The 17,077-nt window shown below is 46.8% G+C and carries 14 protein-coding genes; 11 read left to right on the top strand and 3 right to left on the bottom strand.

The window, feature by feature from the left end; all coding sequences use genetic code 11:
* Positions 1 to 65: 65 nt before the first annotated feature.
* Complete coding sequence (locus MZO40_RS08090; protein WP_152706087.1) at positions 66 to 428, bottom strand: hypothetical protein; 363 nt, start codon at positions 426 to 428, stop codon at positions 66 to 68.
* 130 nt (positions 429 to 558) lie between these two features.
* Between MZO40_RS08090 and MZO40_RS08085 the strand changes: the two genes are divergently transcribed.
* The 4 genes from MZO40_RS08085 to manA all read left to right on the top strand — a co-directional run bounded on the left by MZO40_RS08085 (position 559) and on the right by manA (position 5,247).
* Entirely contained in the window at positions 559 to 1,587 is a 1,029-nt protein-coding gene (locus MZO40_RS08085) for a branched-chain amino acid aminotransferase (protein ID WP_050339406.1), read from the top strand.
* 290 nt (positions 1,588 to 1,877) lie between these two features.
* A complete protein-coding gene (locus tag MZO40_RS08080; RefSeq protein ID WP_252133210.1) occupies positions 1,878 to 2,057 on the top strand; it encodes a hypothetical protein in 180 nt (59 codons plus the stop codon).
* Between the two features lie 1,128 nt (positions 2,058 to 3,185).
* Positions 3,186 to 4,214 (top strand): serine hydrolase, encoded by a 1,029-nt coding sequence (locus MZO40_RS08075; RefSeq protein ID WP_105962023.1) that lies wholly within the window; start codon positions 3,186 to 3,188, stop codon positions 4,212 to 4,214.
* Between the two features lie 67 nt (positions 4,215 to 4,281).
* On the top strand, positions 4,282 to 5,247 hold the full coding sequence (manA, locus tag MZO40_RS08070; protein ID WP_065674774.1) for a mannose-6-phosphate isomerase, class I: 966 nt from the start codon (positions 4,282 to 4,284) through the stop codon (positions 5,245 to 5,247).
* Between the two features lie 545 nt (positions 5,248 to 5,792).
* Here the strand turns inward: manA and MZO40_RS08065 are convergent.
* Both MZO40_RS08065 and MZO40_RS08060 read right to left on the bottom strand, forming a co-directional pair.
* The gene (locus MZO40_RS08065) at positions 5,793 to 6,515 is read right to left on the bottom strand and encodes a type 1 glutamine amidotransferase (protein ID WP_003639234.1); all 723 of its coding nucleotides are present in this window, start codon (positions 6,513 to 6,515) and stop codon (positions 5,793 to 5,795) included.
* Positions 6,515 to 7,861 carry a Mur ligase family protein gene (locus tag MZO40_RS08060; RefSeq protein WP_065674772.1) on the bottom strand — a complete coding sequence of 449 codons (1,347 nt, stop codon included), beginning with the start codon at positions 7,859 to 7,861 and terminating at the stop codon, positions 6,515 to 6,517. Before MZO40_RS08060 ends, MZO40_RS08065 begins: the two co-directional genes overlap by 1 nt.
* Positions 7,862 to 8,118: 257 nt before the next feature.
* Between MZO40_RS08060 and MZO40_RS08055 the strand changes: the two genes are divergently transcribed.
* The 7 genes from MZO40_RS08055 (at position 8,119) to MZO40_RS08025 (ending at position 17,072) form a co-directional block, all read left to right on the top strand.
* Complete coding sequence (locus tag MZO40_RS08055) at positions 8,119 to 8,697, top strand: thymidine kinase (RefSeq protein WP_050339403.1); 579 nt, start codon at positions 8,119 to 8,121, stop codon at positions 8,695 to 8,697.
* Between the two features lie 13 nt (positions 8,698 to 8,710).
* Positions 8,711 to 9,793: a peptide chain release factor 1 gene (gene prfA / locus MZO40_RS08050; protein WP_003639231.1), complete on the top strand. Its 1,083-nt coding sequence runs from the start codon at positions 8,711 to 8,713 to the stop codon at positions 9,791 to 9,793.
* Positions 9,786 to 10,646 (top strand): peptide chain release factor N(5)-glutamine methyltransferase, encoded by an 861-nt coding sequence (prmC, locus tag MZO40_RS08045; RefSeq protein ID WP_105962024.1) that lies wholly within the window; start codon positions 9,786 to 9,788, stop codon positions 10,644 to 10,646. Before prfA ends, prmC begins: the two co-directional genes overlap by 8 nt.
* A 1,132-nt stretch (positions 10,647 to 11,778) precedes the next feature.
* Positions 11,779 to 12,798, top strand: a complete 1,020-nt coding sequence (locus MZO40_RS08040; protein ID WP_105962025.1) for an L-threonylcarbamoyladenylate synthase — start codon at positions 11,779 to 11,781, stop codon at positions 12,796 to 12,798.
* A 58-nt stretch (positions 12,799 to 12,856) separates the two neighbouring features.
* Entirely contained in the window at positions 12,857 to 14,095 is a 1,239-nt protein-coding gene (gene glyA / locus MZO40_RS08035) for a serine hydroxymethyltransferase (protein WP_088771025.1), read from the top strand.
* 79 nt (positions 14,096 to 14,174) lie between these two features.
* A complete protein-coding gene (gene upp / locus MZO40_RS08030; protein ID WP_003639227.1) occupies positions 14,175 to 14,804 on the top strand; it encodes a uracil phosphoribosyltransferase in 630 nt (209 codons plus the stop codon).
* Positions 14,805 to 15,791: 987 nt separating this feature from the next.
* On the top strand, positions 15,792 to 17,072 hold the full coding sequence (locus MZO40_RS08025; protein WP_105919809.1) for a uracil-xanthine permease family protein: 1,281 nt from the start codon (positions 15,792 to 15,794) through the stop codon (positions 17,070 to 17,072).
* Positions 17,073 to 17,077 lie beyond the last annotated feature (5 nt).

The raw sequence follows: 17,077 nt of genomic DNA, 5'->3' as shown, positions 1-17,077 counted from the left end.
AACTAAACGGTGCTTTTGGCATACGGTGATACAGGTTTTTCGCTAATTAATAGCAATGCCACACACTATTCAAAAGAAAGTTCCAGGAAATACATTTTCTTAGCTGGGAGATGCGCGGATGAAACCCAGACTTCGTGGTAATTCGGCACTTTTTTCTCAGTATAATCGAAGAAGAAGTCTAGCAGGTTCCCATTTTTAGCAACGAAGTCATCTTGAAATCGATTGACTAATAATTTGTTGTCAGGAAAATAAATTTCAGGGTTAGCGACCTTGACGCTGTCGGGGATGCCCATCCGCACGACATTCGTGTATTCTGGCTGCGTAAAGGCGATTTCAGCCGGATGATGGGCGATATAGAACATGACGTTATAAATTGAATCTGAATTACTAGCCACGACGAACCAGTCCTTTGCGATATTTACCCCCATTATACCAAAAATTGAGTCAAACGTTGAAAATGTTTCATTGCCCCTTGACAAAGTTCTAATTAACCATTAATCTTTTAATTAAATTCAAATTAATCAATTTGGAAATTACATATGAAAGAAGTCGAAATATATGGCAGACGTACAATTGGACTGGAACAACTTAGGATTCGAATACCGTAACCTTCCGTACCGTTACCGCGCGTATTGGAAAGATGGTGACTGGTATAAGAAAGAATTAACCGGAGACGCAACCTTACATATCAGTGAAGGTTCAACCGCGTTACACTACGGCCAACAAGATTTCGAAGGCTTAAAAGCTTATCGGACTAAGGATGGCAGTGTCCAATTATTCCGGCCAGACCGTAATGCTGCTCGAATGCAAACGAGTTGTGAACGGTTATTAATGCCACAAGTGCCAACTGACATGTTTGTGGACGCCGTTAAGCAAGTCGTCAAGGCGAACCAAGACTACGTGCCACCATATGGTACTGGCGCAACGTTATACTTACGGCCACTCATGATTGGGGTCGGCGGTAACATCGGTGTGCACCCAGCTGACGAATATATCTTCACCGTCTTTGCGATGCCCGTTGGGAGCTACTTCAAAGGTGGCATGACGCCAACGAACTTCACTACTTCTGAATATGACCGTGCTGCCCACAAAGGGACCGGTGCTTATAAAGTCGGTGGAAACTATGCTGCCAGCTTATTCCCAGGTCAAAAGGCACATGCCGATGGGTTCTCAGACTGTGTCTACTTAGACCCCGTTGAACATCGTAAGATTGAAGAAGTTGGTTCAGCGAACTTCTTTGGAATCACCAAGGACGGCACCTTCGTAACACCAAAGTCACCTTCGATTTTGCCTTCAGTGACGAAGTACTCATTACTTTACTTAGCTGAACACAAATTCGGCATGAAGACGGAACAAGGCGATGTTTACATCGATGACTTAGACCGCTTTGCTGAAGCCGGCGCTTGTGGGACTGCCGCCGTTATTTCACCAATTGGTGGCTTGGAACATCAAGGCAAGCTACACGTCTTCTACAGTGAGACGGAAGTTGGACCAGTTACGAAGAAGTTATACGATGAATTAACTGGGATCCAATTCGGTGACCGTGAAGCACCTGAAGGCTGGATTCAAAAAGTTGATTTAGACTAATTTTGAAGCATTAAATGACGACTTTGGTCGGTTCGTAATCCGAACGCGATTGAGGTCGTTTTTTGGCGCCATAAGATCTGTTGTTAGTAAGTAGGTGAAAAATTTGATACTGGCGGCAGATATTTTTGATGTCAATTAGTCGGCAAAAATCATTCGTAGCCGTAACAAAGACCAGGGGTTTCTAATTGGCCAAAAGAGGGTGGTCAAGCGATTATGGTTAGGTTAAGATTATTGAGGATCCTGCGAGCAGGACGGGGAACGCGTTACAATAAAAGGAGACGAATGGGCGGATGAAAGTATTGAATCGGCATTGGCAAGTTATTGAATGGGCAAGTACGGTGGTGCTAGTCGCGTGTACACTCGGCTATCAACATCAGCTGTTATCCAAACCTTGGCCACTCGTGATTGGCGGCATCGCGCTTGGCTGTTACTGGTTAGTGGTTCTACCACGGCTGTTTCGGCGAGCATGAGGCTGATTGCGGAGGTCAAGTGCCGCCAGCTGAGGACCGCTGGTAACAGTACGAGTTAGCGTAAACTTGCTATTGTGGAGACGTCCTAGGCCGGCTTCCAGGTATTCTGGTCAATGGCCGGAACGTGGTGGACAACACAGATTTAAGCCGACAAATCACGTCTTAAATACTGGTCTTTCACGCTGGCTGCGACATGGACGAAACGTGTTCGGGTCAGACAGGGACTTCCGGTTAGCTACGCCAGAACGCCAAGCGGAAGTTCGCCGCTTAACGCTCTAGCTAGGCTAATCCTCAGTCCCAACCCGTCTGAACCTCACACTCTGAAAATACTTGGCCTTGCCCAGAATACCTTCCAGCCGGGATGGTATTCGAAAGGCAGACGTGTGCGGACCCAACTTTTTGTTAGATTAGTTGTCGGTTCTTAGCATACGGTCATTTTGATAGTCAACTGTAAGGCTGGTTTTAAACAATAGCTGAACCTTTTTACCCATGTTTTGAACTTCTAACCAGCAGTTTCACTGAAATTGTCAGAATTTTCTTTAGCCGTTTGAGATGGCAAAGCCAGAAACTACAAACGAAGGCAATTTTATCGACTAAATTCAGGACTATCGGCCGTGGATTTTGTAAATCATATTCGATAGTCTTCTCAGTATTAAAGTGCCATAAAGCATCATCGAATATCGATTAAAAGTTTGCTTGAAGGACCAGTCACTTAATATTCAGTGGTCAATTGTACCCAGATAGGTGGCCGTTCATCTGCCATTCGAGCGGGTTCCCGACTGTAGGGGCTGGCTGACAATGCTCAAGGGCGAAATTCTTCTTGTCCGGGTGGGGTCCCCGGGCTAGAAGAAGACTCGAATTTGAAATTGCGCAGTGGGTTTCTGCGTGAGTTTAAATCGATGTCCGCCCTGTTCCAGCGTTGTCAGCCAGCCCCGGAAGTCGGACTAAGGCGCTCATCGGCTGACGAACAGGACGCCAACTTGCCATGATTTAACCATGAATCATGACAAATTAACTAGCACAATGCGTATTAGTTGTATTTTGTACAATAAGTAGTATGAAGTCGGCTACGGTCTGCAATGTAGGATGTTAGCCAAGGGATAAATTTGAGAGAGAATGAGTGATTTAATGGTGAATTTTGAGAGAACTGAAGCCCAGATTGCGGCAATGGTGGCGAAGAAGGTGATTCCGGGTGCGAGCTATGCACTGATTGATGGTGAGCAGGTTATTGAACGCCAAGTGGGTGTGGCCCAGCTGCAACCGACGACTAAGCCGATTTGGCCACACGCCGTTTATGATCTGGCATCGGTGACCAAGGTCGTGGGAACGACCACGGTGGCCTTACAATTGTTGGCAGCTGGGAAGTTAGACCTGGACCGGCCAGTTCATGACTATTTACCAACGTTACCGTCCACGACCGTTACGATTCGCAACCTGATGACTCATACGAGTGGCTTGAGCGGGTATATACCGAATCGTAATGCGTTGGGTGCCACAGCCCTATTAGCTGCGATTCAACAGTTACCGCTTAGTGAACGTAATCGGAATCATCGTGTCGTTTACACGGATTTAGGGTTGATTTTGATGGGTTTAGTCATTGAGCAAGTCTATCACCAGCCAGTTCAGCAAGTCATTACAGAACGTGTTATCAAGCCATTGAATTTGCCAGACGCGACGTTTGATCCAGACCCACAACAAGCCATTCCAACGACGTATACGGAAGCGACAGGGTTATTGCAAGGAATCGTACATGATCCGAAAGCACGGGTGTTAGGAGCACGTTGCGGCTCAGCTGGGTTATTTGCGAGTGTTGCTGACCTGGTCCGGTTTTCACGGTTGATGCTTGGTCAAATGACGATTCCAGAAGTCTTGGAACCGGCGACCATTGCAAGTCTGTATCAAGACTGGACGCCGAACCACCATTTACGGCGGAGTTTTGGCTGGAATCTCTGGCACCGTGCAGCGGGACAGCAACCGGTCATTTTTCACACCGGATACACCGGCACGTTGTTGATGCTCGACCGTCAACGACAACAAGCGCTAGTCTTCTTATCAAACCGCGTCCATCCAGTTGCCAATAATCAGCAGTTTTTACCAGCGCGTCGTCGCTTGATTGCGGCTTGGTTGGCGGATACGGTTACAAAATTGCCGCTCTAGTTTCACAACCGCTTTCATATATGCTAAACTTTAAGTATCAAATTCAGCAATGGAGTGAGTAAATCTTATGAGTGAACCGTACTTTTTAAAGCCAGTGTTTCATGAAAAAATTTGGGGTGGCACGAAATTACATGATGATTTCGGCTATGATATTCCGAGCGACCATACCGGCGAATGTTGGGCAATTTCGGCACATCCGCATGGCCCTGCCACGGTTGAAAACGGCCCGTATGCTGGCATGACCCTAGATCAAGTCTGGGCACAGCATCGCGACGTCTTTGGTAATGCCAAAGGGGATGTGTTCCCACTGTTAACTAAGATTTTGGATGCAAGTGAAGATTTGTCGGTTCAAGTTCATCCAGATGACGCATACGCGGCCGAACATGAACATGAGCTCGGCAAGACTGAATGCTGGTACGTCATCGCTGCAGAACCAGGCGCAACGATGATTTACGGCCACCATGCTAAGACGCGCGAACAGCTCGCTGAATGGATCAACAATGGCGAATGGGACAAGCTATTACGGCGGGTTCCCGTTAAAGCCGGGGACTTTCTATACGTGCCATCGGGAACGATTCACGCGGTCGGCAAGGGCATCATGGTCTTAGAGACCCAACAGAGCTCCGATACGACTTACCGGCTCTATGACTGGGATCGGGTTGATAAGACGACGGGTAAGAAGCGCGAATTGCACTTACAACAGTCGATTGACACGACCAATGTGCCCCACCATGATCCGGACTTGAATATCACCACGACTCAGGTCGGCGATGCGACCGTCACGACTTACGTCCAATCACCATTCTTTAGCGTTTGGCAATGGCGGTTGACGAATGGCCAAGCGACTTTCAACCGCGGTAAGGCACCTTACACCTTGGTTTCCGTCTTAGATGGTGACGGAAAGATTACGGTCGACGGTCAGGATTATCCATTGCATAAAGGTGTCCACTTCATGTTGCCATACGATGTGAAACAGTGGACCTTGTCAGGTGACTTACAGATTATTGCCTCAGAACCTGGCGACAAAGCTTAATTAGTTAAACCCCTGATGGGATAAAAAAGATTGATATTGGCGTTTGCCATTATCAATCTTTTTTTACCAGTTAGACTGATACTGTCAGTTTGTTAGTTATTGCTATCAAAAAGTATATAAATATTTATTATAACTTTAAGGGGTTTACTAATGTTGACGCTTACATCAGTCGTGCGCAATCAAAAGTTTTTGCCGGGATGATTCTAGTCGAAGGGTTGCCTTGAATATCGTGCGGGTCGCTTGGCGCACTGCCAATTTGTCATGAGGGGTATCGTCCAGTATCCCTTTGCCGACAGGAATTGTGACATGCTTGAAAGTGGAAAGTAGACAGGAAGGGTTCACATTGGATTCAGCACCAATTCCTAGGCGAGCGCAGTCACTAATTAGCTCCAAACAAAAACTCGCTGTCAGCATGAGTCATGGCTGCTGACAGCGAGTATCAAATAATTTGTAATGAGGCTAGTTCAGTTTGATGTGGTGCCAGAGAAAATCTAACGTCGTTTGAATGCCCTGAGACGTTTTGAATCGGTCAACGTCCAACCTAATTACGGCTTAACGACCACGTTTTTGGTTAAATCTTCGTTCAATTGATCTAAGGCGTCGAAATTGGCATCTGGATATTTGCGTTGTAGGGCCAACTTCAAGATTCGTTTGGCGAGCGCTTCGTTGCGGGCCAAAATTGGGCCGTGGAAGTATGAGCCAAAGGTATTCTTGTAGATGACACCCTCAGACTGGTCCTTGCCGTTGTTCCCGTTGCCTTGGAGCACCTTGCCGAGTGGCCGTTCGCCTTCGCCCAGGAAGGTCATGCCGTTGTGGTTTTCGAAACCATAGTAAGTCTGGTGCGTCTCGGCGTTTTCAATCGTGATGTTACCGATGAAACGGTTATTGTCCTGGCTCAGCGTGTAATGGTCGAGCGCGCCAATTCCGGCGATTTTCTCACCATGCGCGCCGATGTAGTAATGGCCGAGCATCTGGAAGCCACCACAAATAGCCAGTAGGGGGCCGCCAGCTTCAATGTAAGCCGTTAATGCGTCTTTTTTGGTCTGCAGGTCCTTCGAAACGATCGTCTGTTCGTAGTCCTGGCCACCACCGAAGAGGGCGAAATCATAAGCGGCCGGGTCGAATGGATCATCTAAGCTGACTAAATCAACGGTGATGTCCGCATCAACCGCCTTGGCGTAGTACCGCATGGCAAGAATATTGCCAATGTCGCCGTACGTGTTCATCAGGTCGCCGTAGAGGTGTGCGGCGTGTAAAGTATAAGTCATTATGCCATCCCTCCATCAATAATGCCTTGACTGGCAAGCTGTTTACGCAATTGCAGCATCGCCGTGTAAGTTGCCACGACGTAAACTTGCTTGGTTGGTAATTTTTGAATCGCTGCCGTCATTTCAGTTAAATCTGGAATGACAGTGAGTTGGTCCTCGGGGACACCAGCGACTTTAAGTCGGAACGTGATATCGCGGTAACGTTCGCCACCACTAATAAACGCCGGAATGTTTAACGATGGCAATTTTTCAAAGTCGCCATCCCAGATCCAACTCGTGTCGATTCCATCCGCGTAGTTGGCGTTGAGTAAGGCCGCAAACGAGAAGGGCCGGTCGTCAGTACTGATCGTTTGCAAAACTTGGTTCAGGCCAACTGGATTTTTGACCAAAATCAGTGTGACGTCCTTGTCACCAACGTGGAACGTTTCTTGACGACCGAAGACTTGTTCATCGTTGTCGCTGAGTGCGTGGGCGATTTTAGCCGGGCTGACGTCCATGAAACGACCGACCGCATAGGCAGCGAGTGCGTTGTAGATGTTATATTGACCACCGATGTTCAGGTGCATCGCCTGACCGTTGATTTCAAAATCCGAACTGGTTGGTGTCATGGCAGTCAAGGCATTCAGTTTGTAAGTCAACTGAGGCCGTTCAAAGCCGCAGTTGGGACAGAAATACTTGCCCATATTGCTGTAGGTGCGGCTGTGATAACGCAAGATGTGCTGACAACGTGGACACAGCAGGCCGTCCGTATTAGCTGGGGCTTGTTGGTCATGGTCAGCTTGGTAGTCGAAACCGTAGTACAAGATGGGGTTCGGCAGTGGTTTGGCGTTAAATAACGGCAAGTCACCATTGGCGATGATCGTCGCTTCAGGTGCCAGCGCGACACCGTCCAAAATCTTTTGATAAGTCGTATAGATTTCACCATAACGGTCCATTTGGTCACGGAAAATGTTGGTGAACACGAACGCTTTAGGCGTAATGTACTTGGTGACCATAATCACGTTGGCTTCGTCGACTTCGAGCACGGCGAGGGGCTTTTGGTGCGCTTTCGGGGCCGTTAAAAAGGTCGTGACGATGCCTTGCTTCATATTTGATCCGCTTGGGTTGGTTAAAATATCAGGGTACTGTTCACGTAAAACTTTGACCGTCAATGCAGTCGTTAACGTTTTACCATTGGTCCCAGTGATGACGATGACGTCGTAGTTTTTGGCGAGATGCTTCAAGATCGATGGATCAAGCTTCAACGCCAACTTGCCGGGAAGTGAACTCCCACCACCACGAAAGGTGTGTAAAAACCAGTAGGCTGATTTTCCCGTCCAAGTGGCTAATGTACTATTAATTGACATAAGTTATCGGTACCCCTAATTCTTGATTTACCCGTCAATGCGAACAAAGCACTGACTGGGTATGAAAATCATAATTACCGGACGAAATGTCCTACTCTCAAGTATTTTATACTGAACGCCCCTAAAAGAAAAGTGATACTCCTGCCATTTGCACGCATATTATCAATTCGTTAATTAGTTTTAATGACAGAATGCTGAAATTCATGCTCAAATCCGCTATAATTGACTAGAAATGTGTAAAAAAGGGGATTAGTCACTTGGCACAGTTATTTTTTCGATATGGCGCGATGAACAGTGGAAAAACCATTGAAATTCTGAAAGTTGCCCATAATTATGAGGAACAGGATAAGTCGGTCATTATTTTAACGAGTGGCTTAGATAATCGTGACGGCGTCGGCTACGTTGCTAGTCGCATCGGACTCAAACGGGAAGCCATTCCGGTCTTCGATGACACCGACGTTTTCGACGTGGTTGAGCGGACCAATCCGGATGCCGCCTGCGTCCTGATCGATGAAGCCCAATTTTTAAAGAAACATCACGTGCTGGAACTTGCCAACATCGTTGATAAGTTGAAAATCCCAGTCATGACGTTTGGTTTGAAGAACGATTTTCGTAATGAATTGTTCGAAGGCAGCAAGTACCTATTACTGTATGCCGATAAAATCGAAGAGATGAAGACAATCTGCTGGTTCTGCCGTAAGAAAGCCATCATGAACTTACGGTTCCACGACGGCCAGCCAGTCTATGAGGGCGAACAAGTTCAAATCGGGGGTAATGAGGCGTACTACCCAGTTTGTCGCCATCATTATTTTTACCCGCCGAAATTAACAAAGTGAGGAATAGCTGAGAATGGATAAGTTTTTTGATAAATTACAAGCCGTTGCTGATCGGTATGAAGAACTTGGCGAACTGCTGAGTGATCCCGATGTGATTGCGGATTCACAACGTTTTATGAAGTTATCTAAAGAAATGGGTAACCTGCGTGAGACGGTTGAAAAGTATAACCACTACAAAGAAGTTACGAGTCAGATTGAGGAAAACGATGAACTATTGCATGAAAAGCTCGATGACGAGATGAATGCGATGGTCAAAGACGACCTGAAGAACCTCAACGCTGAAAAAGATCAACTTGAACATGAAATTACCCTGTTGATGTTACCAAAGGACCCGAACGATGATAAGAACATCATCATGGAAATCCACGGTGCTGCCGGTGGTGATGAAGCCAGTCTGTTTGCTGCGGACCTCTTTAACATGTACTCCAAGTATGCTGAACGGCAGGGGTGGCAAGTGGAAGTCGCTGACCGTAACGAAACCGAAGTCGGTGGCTTTAAGGAAATCGTGCTGATTATTTCTGGTGACAAAGTATACTCCAAACTGAAGTATGAGAGTGGCGCACACCGGGTTCAACGGGTACCAGTTACCGAATCTGCCGGGCGGGTGCACACGTCAACTGCCACGGTCGGAGTCATGCCAGAAGCCCAAGACGTGGATATTGATATTGATCCTAAAGATATTCGGACCGACGTCTTTCGTTCATCTGGTGCCGGTGGTCAGCATATTAACAAGACCTCTTCAGCGGTGCGGATGACTCACTTACCAACGGGAATCGTTGTTTCGATGCAAGACCAACGTTCACAACAACAAAACCGGGCCAAAGCCATGGAAATCTTGCGTGCACGGGTCTACGATTACTATCAATCACGGGAACAAAATGAGTACGATGCTGAACGTAAATCAGCTGTCGGGACCGGGGACCGTTCTGAACGAATCCGGACTTATAATTTCCCACAAAATCGGGTGACGGATCACCGTATCGGTTTGACGTTGAACAAATTAGACCGGGTCATGAACGGTGAATTAGACGAAGTTATCGATGCATTAGTCTTAGCGGACCAGGCTGAAAAGATGGAGCGCTTAACCAATGAATAAGCCACAACAGCCGACCTATTTTGAAGCCCAGCAGTGGGCTTCTTTTTGTCTTAAAACGGCCAAATTGCCAACCGATAGTGCTCGTTTTTTGTTATTGGGGTTAAGCCATCTGGACCAGACGCAGCTCTTGATCCATTATCGTGACAGTTTGCCAACGTCAATTTGGCAAGCCTACCAGCAGGGCATTGCGCGGGTCGTGGCTGGAGAACCAGTCCAGTATGTCTTGGGCAAGGCGCCTTTTTATGGCTTAGACTTGCAAGTCGATCCCGCAGTTCTTATTCCTAGGGTTGAGACCGAAGAACTGGTAGACTGGATTTTGACCGATTATGCAGCCGCTGATACCCCGCTACGGGTCTTAGACATCGGTACTGGCTCCGGGGCAATCGCTTTGGCACTCAAACACGAGCGTCCGAGCTGGCAGGTGACGGCGAGTGATGTCTCGTCAGCAGCGTTAGCGGTCGCCAAACGCAATGCTGAACAGCTCGCGCTTGACGTGAACTTTGTGCAAAGCGACTTATTGCAGTCGATTGCGGCCGAACCGTTTGACGTGATCGTCAGTAATCCGCCGTACATCGCGACGAATGAAAAAGATGTCATGGATGCCAGCGTCATAGACTATGAACCACAAACGGCCTTGTTTGCGGCCCACGACGGCCTAGCACTCTATGAGCAACTGGCCGCGACGGTTGCACCACACTTGACGGCAGCTGGACGCTTATATTTAGAATTCGGCTATCATCAGGGCCCAGCAGTCAAGCACTTATTTCAACAAGCGTTGCCAACCGCAACGGTGACCTTGCGTCAAGACATGGCCGGACACGACCGAATGTTACGGGTGGTCCAACCTGGGTAGGTCAGATGACTTACAATTAGTTATTGGGTTGTGCTAAAAATGATTAAAACGTGCTGATGAGTTGGACTTCGGTTCGTCAGCCGGTGAACGTCTGAGTCCGACTTCCGGGGTCGGCTGACAATTGCTGGAACGTAAGCCGACATCGATTTGAACTCACGCAGAAGAACACTGCGCAATTTCAAATACGAGTCTTATTCTAAGCCGTAAGTAACCCACTTCCGACTAAGAATAATTTGGCTACTGAGCATTGTCAGCCAACCCCTGCAGTCGGGAAGCCGCTCGAATGGCGGATGAACGGCCACCCATCTGGGTGCAATTGACCACAGCTTTTTAGTGACTGGATCTTCAAACAAACTTTTAGACAGCATTAATCGTGAGTCAAAAATTGAATGCTAATTAGAAGACTATTGACCAATTTCACGTAGAACTAATTCTTACAGTTAGTCGCAGCGTGTAGCCATGTAAATTTTTAAAAGTTGTAGTCTCAATCTCAATTGACTATAAAATTTCTGACAATATTCAATAATGTTACTAGCCTAGAAAAATCGGAGCGCAAGTGTGACTAGAGACTGTAGGAGACTATTCTGAAAGTTAAATGTAAAAACAACATTTTACTAAGAACCAACGATCAGTTCATCAAAAGTTGGGTCAGCATATGTCCGACTTTCGAATAGGATCCCCGGCTGGAAGGTGTTTCTGACAATGCTCGGCGGCTCTTAGAGTGTGAGGTTCAGACGGGTTGGGACTGAGGATTAGCCTAGCTAGAGCGTTAAGCGGCGAACTTCCGCTTGGCGTTCTGGCGTAGATAACCGGAAGTCCCAGTCTGACCCGAACACGTTTCATCCATACTGCAACTAACGTGAAAGACCAGTATTTAAGACGTGGGTTGTCGGCTTAAATCTGTGTCCATCGCGTTCCAGCGTTGTCAGAAATGCCTGGAAGCCGGAGTAGGACGCATCTGTCATATAGGTTTACACGAAACTTGCCCCATTTTCCAGCGGGCCCAGCTGGCTGTTTTGAATTTAAAAATCAGCACGTTTTAATCACGATTCAAGACAAATTAGCACTAATAATGCATATTAAATCGTCAATCACAAATTATAAATACAATAAAGTAGAGGAATCAGTAATTATGGAAACCAAAGTATTTAAGCCGGATGAAATTCCAGCTGCCGCGGCGTTGTTAGCTGCGGGTGAACTAGTGGCTTTCCCGACCGAGACCGTGTATGGCTTAGGTGCGGATGCCACGAATGTCGATGCAGTGAAACAAGTTTATCGCGCGAAGGGACGTCCGAGTGATAATCCGCTGATCGTCCACGTTGCCGACGTGGCGACAGTTGAGCGGTTTGCCATGCCGCTATCAGAGACAGCCAAGAAGTTGATCAAAGCCTTTTGGCCCGGACCATTAACGATGATTTTTAAGTTAAAACCAAACGCACTTGCCACTGAAGTTACGGGTGGCTTGCAGACCGCGGCATTCCGCAATCCGGATAACGCTGCGACCTTGGCATTGATTCGGGCAGCTAAGACACCAATCGTGGGGCCGTCTGCGAATACGTCGGGTAAACCAAGTCCGACCTTGGCTGAGCACGTTTATCATGATTTGAACGGTAAGATTGCTGGTATTTTGGATGATGGCCCAACTAAGGTCGGGGTGGAATCAACCGTCTTAGATCTGTCGACTGATCAGCCAGCGATTTTACGGCCCGGCGCCATTACGCCAGAAGCAATCGAAGCCGTGATTGGTATGCCCGTTCAGACGGAAGCACATCACGTCGGGGCCACTGAAGTTCCTAAGGCACCGGGGATGAAATACAAGCACTATGCGCCGAATGCACAGGTTTATATCGTTGATCGTTCGGAAGATTGGCCACAAGCTTTAGCCTGGGCAGCGCAACAAGACGTCCCGATGGGGGTCATGGCGACAGATGCCATTCTGAATCAAAATCAAATCCCGTCAAATTGCGAACAATTTTCGCTTGGGACTGATATTCAATCGGCAAGTCAACGCTTGTTTGCCGGCTTACGACACTTTGATACGGAAACGGAAATTAAGGATATTCTCTGCCAAGCCTTTGAAAATAAAGGGTTAGGGCTAGCTTACATGAATCGCTTAAATAAATCTGCCGGACAGACTCATTTTAGTGTATAATAATTGCAAGTCGGGAAAACCCGAAAGTTGTCACTTGTGAAATGGAGGAGATTTATTCATGAATTACCAAGAACAAGATCCAGAAGTATGGGCTGCGATTAGTAAGGAACAGGCACGGCAACAGCACAACATTGAGTTGATTGCTTCCGAAAACATTGTCTCGAAAGGTGTTCGAGCAGCACAGGGGAGTGTGCTGACTAATAAATACTCCGAAGGTTATCCAGGTCACCGTTTTTACGGCGGTAACGAATATATTGACCAAGTTGAAACCTTAGCGATTGAACGTGCTAAGAAATTATTTGGCGCGGAATACGCTAACGTTCAACCTCACTCAGGTTCACAAGCGAATGCGGCAGCGTACATGGCATTAATTCAACCGGGCGACCGGGTTATGGGGATGTCATTAGACGCCGGGGGCCATTTGACACACGGCTCGAGTGTTAACTTTTCTGGTAAGCTCTATGATTTCCAAGGATACGGGTTAGATCCTGAGACCGAAGAGCTGAACTATGATGCCATCTTGGCACAAGCGCAAGAATTCCAACCAAAATTAATCGTTGCGGGGGCTTCGGCTTATAGTCGGTTAATTGATTTTAAGAAATTCCGTGAAATTGCGGATGCCGTTGGTGCACTCTTGATGGTCGATATGGCCCACATTGCTGGGTTGGTTGCTGCTGGATTGCATCCAAATCCAGTCCCTTACGCCGACGTGGTCACGACGACGACACACAAGACGTTGCGTGGTCCTCGCGGTGGGATGATCCTCGCGAAGGAAAAATACGGTAAGAAGATCAATTCAGCCGTTTTTCCTGGCAATCAGGGTGGCCCGTTGGACCACGTGATTGCTGGTAAGGCGATTGCTCTGGGCGAAGACTTACAACCAGAATTTAAAGTCTATGCACAACACATTATTGATAATGCGAAAGCGATGGCGAAGGTCTTTACTGAATCTGACTTAGTTCGGGTCATCTCTGGTGGGACGGACAACCATTTAATGACGATCGACGTCACAAAGTCGGGATTAAATGGTCGGCAAGTCCAAGATCTACTCGATACGGTCTACATCACCGTCAACAAGGAAGCTATTCCAAACGAAACTTTAGGGGCCTTCAAGACGTCTGGGATTCGTTTAGGAACGCCAGCGATTACGACACGCGGATTTGATGAAGCGGATGCCGCCAAGGTTGCTGAATTAATCTTGCAAGCGTTACAAGCGCCGACAGACCAAGCAAACTTGGATGACGTTAAGCAACAAGCCATGGCATTAACAGCCAAACATCCAATTGATGTTGATTAAGTAATTTATATCAGGTCTGGTTTTTTCTTTCCAAATTAGCTACAATAGAAAGAAATCACTAAGGAGTGTGCGTAGCAACATGGGTAAGTTTGAGGTTTTGGATCATCCGCTCATTCAACATAAATTGACAATTATTCGGGAAAAGAACTGTGGGACGAAAGTCTTCCGGGAAATGGTCAACGAAATTTCAACGTTGATGGCGTACGAAGTATCACGCGACATGCCATTGAAGGACATTGAAATCGAGACACCGATTGCCAAGTCAACGCAAAAGACGTTGGCTGGTAAGAAAGTTGCCATTGTGCCGATTTTACGGGCTGGTTTAGGAATGGTCGATGGGTTCTTAAACATGATTCCAGCGGCTAAAGTTGGTCACGTCGGTATGTATCGTGACGAAAAGACGTTAAAGCCAGTCGAATATTTTGTTAAATTACCAAGTGACATTTCACAACGTCAGTTATTTGTCGTTGACCCAATGTTAGCCACTGGTGGTTCAGCTATCATGGCTATGGATATGTTGAAGAAGCGTGGTGCTAGCAATATTAAGTTCATGTGCTTAGTTGCAGCGCCTGAAGGGGTTAAAGCCCTTCGCGACGCACATCCAGACATCGATGTTTATACCGCAGCACTTGATGACCATTTAAATGAAGATGGCTACATCGTTCCAGGTTTGGGCGATGCTGGCGACCGGTTATTTGGTACGAAGTAAGTTGCCATAAAAAAGGTAGCACCATTCCACAAACGCGTGGGGTGGGGCTGCCTTTTTGGTTCACTAATATTTGAAAAAATCCTTACTATATTATAGGACCTGTCCAGTGAGAGATAGACTGGATTCACGAGTACTTGACTCAGTGAATTTGAATATTGGTTATGAGAGGCTGGCTTTTCTGTGAAAATGAATCAGTATCGTTGATGCGTCACAGCATTTAGATATTAGTAAAATCGCCCGTAGATTATTATTTAATTCAGTGGAAACTGAACATTTGGTTAGACGATAAAATTTGCGCTTGTGTCCAATTGAGGTCTTTTGTGTCACGGCCAATGATGCATATTCCTGGTGATATCCTGTGATACTGATGATTCATAGAATTCAAATATTAGTTGGATGATTGAAAACTAGTCTTACAGATAAATATCAAATGGACGGTTGGCTATGAATCAACGACCAGTTCATTTAAAGTTGGGTCCGCAAATGTCCGCCTTTCGAACACCATCCCGGCTGGAGGGCATTCTGGGCAAGGCCCAGTGGTGAAATTTCACTTAGCAAGCGTTTTGTGCTTGGTTAGTGAAAGACCAGTATTTAAGACGTGGGCTATCGGCTTAAATCTGTGTCCACCACGTTCCGGCCATTGCCCAGAATGCCTGGAAGCCGGCCTAGGACGTCGCCACAATAATCGGTTTACGCTAACTCGCTTTACTTTCCAGCGGTCCTCAGCTGGCTGCAGTTGACTTTAACTAATCTGCAATACAAACACACCAGCGAAAAAGCAAAGACATTTAAACCGTTAGTTGACAAGTATTCAACAGACGAGTACACTAATTGCAATTAAACAGTTCCTTTAAATTAGCTCAGAGAGGCTGATAAGGATGAACGGACGTCGACTTGTAAGGAAGCCAGACGTAATTTCGGACAGCCTAGCCGCTTTGAGTGGTGGGCTGTCTTTTCTTTTGCAATGATTTAATAAAGGGGTGCATTATGACAAAGAAAGCGGCGTTTCATAATGATGAAGTCGTATTAGACATTCATGACCGACCAAAGTTTGGTAGTTGGTTAGGATTATCCGTACAGCATCTGTTCTCCATGTTTGGGTCGACCGTCCTGGTGCCAATTCTGGTGGGGCTAAATCCGGGCATTGCGCTTTTTAGTTCCGGGGTCGGGACGTTGATGTATATCCTGATTACGCGTGGTAAGATTCCAGCGTACATGGGGTCTAGCTTTTCATTCATCGTTGTTATGCAGTCGCTGATGAAGACGGCTGGTTATCCAGCAATCGCGCAAGGGACGGTCGCTGTTGGGTGCGTCTACTTGCTCGTCAGTCTGTTAGTGACATTGATTGGGTCGGATTGGATCGACAAGGCGTTGCCACCAATTGTTGTTGGACCAATCGTCATGGTGATTGGATTGTCACTCGCCAGTACCGCGGCCAAGGACGCGACGATGAATGGCAATAATTATGATTTAAAATACTTTGCGGTCGCGATTGCGACGATGTTACTGACGGTAATCTTTAATATGTATCTGCGCGGCTTCATGAGTTTAGTGCCAATCTTACTCGGCATCGTCTGTGGTTATATTTTGGCGGTCTTAGTCGGAATCGTGGACTTCTCTGGTGTTGAAAAGGCGCACTGGTTTGCGATGCCAGCCTTTCAATTACCGTTTATTAGTTACCATCCCGGCATCTACTGGGGGGCAATTTTAAGTATGGCGCCGATTGCCTTTGTCACGATGTCAGAACACATGGGCCACATTATGGTGCTGAACAAGTTGACCAAACGAAACTTTTTCAAAGATCCAGGTCTTAATCACACGTTAGCTGGTGATGGGACCGCCTCAATTATTGCTGGTTTTGTTGGTGGCCCGCCCGTGACATCTTACGGTGAAAATATCGGTGTGTTGGCCATTACTCGGGTTCACAGTATTTACGTGCTCGGTGGCGCGGCGTTTTTTGCCATCATCTTTAGTTTTGTCGGCAAGCTGTCCGCACTGATTGAAAGTATTCCGTCTCCAGTCATTGGTGGTGTCAGTTTCTTGCTATTTGGGGTGATTGCCTCCAGTGGAATGCGTATCCTGATTGATAATAAAGTTGATTTTAATCAGAAGCGTAATTTGATGATTGCATCAGCGATTTTGGTGATTGGAATTGGGAATGCTTACTTACAAATTGGGAGCTTTCAATTTAGTGGTTTAGCTGTCGCAACAGTGCTCGGAATCGCTATGAACCTGATATTACCAAAGGTGGCTGTCAACGAGAAGTAAATCGA

Origin of the sequence: Lactiplantibacillus sp. B652 (assembly GCF_023806745.1) — a bacterium.
In the GTDB taxonomy this organism is placed as follows: domain Bacteria; phylum Bacillota; class Bacilli; order Lactobacillales; family Lactobacillaceae; genus Lactiplantibacillus; species Lactiplantibacillus pentosus.
Note: the sequence above shows the minus strand (reverse complement) of the source record. Positions and strands in the feature narration are given on the sequence as shown.

Bases quoted from the DNA above. Each gene is read 5' to 3' on its own strand.
- MZO40_RS08090 (WP_152706087.1), bottom strand. From the start codon at position 428: ATGGGGGTAAATATCGCAAAGGACTGGTTCGTCGTGGCTAGTAATTCA.
- MZO40_RS08085 (WP_050339406.1), top strand. From the start codon at position 559: ATGGCAGACGTACAATTGGACTGGAACAACTTAGGATTCGAATACCGT.
- MZO40_RS08080 (WP_252133210.1), top strand. From the start codon at position 1,878: ATGAAAGTATTGAATCGGCATTGGCAAGTTATTGAATGGGCAAGTACG.
- MZO40_RS08075 (WP_105962023.1), top strand. From the start codon at position 3,186: ATGGTGAATTTTGAGAGAACTGAAGCCCAGATTGCGGCAATGGTGGCG.
- manA (WP_065674774.1), top strand. From the start codon at position 4,282: ATGAGTGAACCGTACTTTTTAAAGCCAGTGTTTCATGAAAAAATTTGG.
- MZO40_RS08065 (WP_003639234.1), bottom strand. From the start codon at position 6,515: ATGACTTATACTTTACACGCCGCACACCTCTACGGCGACCTGATGAAC.
- MZO40_RS08060 (WP_065674772.1), bottom strand. From the start codon at position 7,861: ATGTCAATTAATAGTACATTAGCCACTTGGACGGGAAAATCAGCCTAC.
- prfA (WP_003639231.1), top strand. From the start codon at position 8,711: ATGGATAAGTTTTTTGATAAATTACAAGCCGTTGCTGATCGGTATGAA.
- prmC (WP_105962024.1), top strand. From the start codon at position 9,786: ATGAATAAGCCACAACAGCCGACCTATTTTGAAGCCCAGCAGTGGGCT.
- MZO40_RS08040 (WP_105962025.1), top strand. From the start codon at position 11,779: ATGGAAACCAAAGTATTTAAGCCGGATGAAATTCCAGCTGCCGCGGCG.
- glyA (WP_088771025.1), top strand. From the start codon at position 12,857: ATGAATTACCAAGAACAAGATCCAGAAGTATGGGCTGCGATTAGTAAG.
- upp (WP_003639227.1), top strand. From the start codon at position 14,175: ATGGGTAAGTTTGAGGTTTTGGATCATCCGCTCATTCAACATAAATTG.
- MZO40_RS08025 (WP_105919809.1), top strand. From the start codon at position 15,792: ATGACAAAGAAAGCGGCGTTTCATAATGATGAAGTCGTATTAGACATT.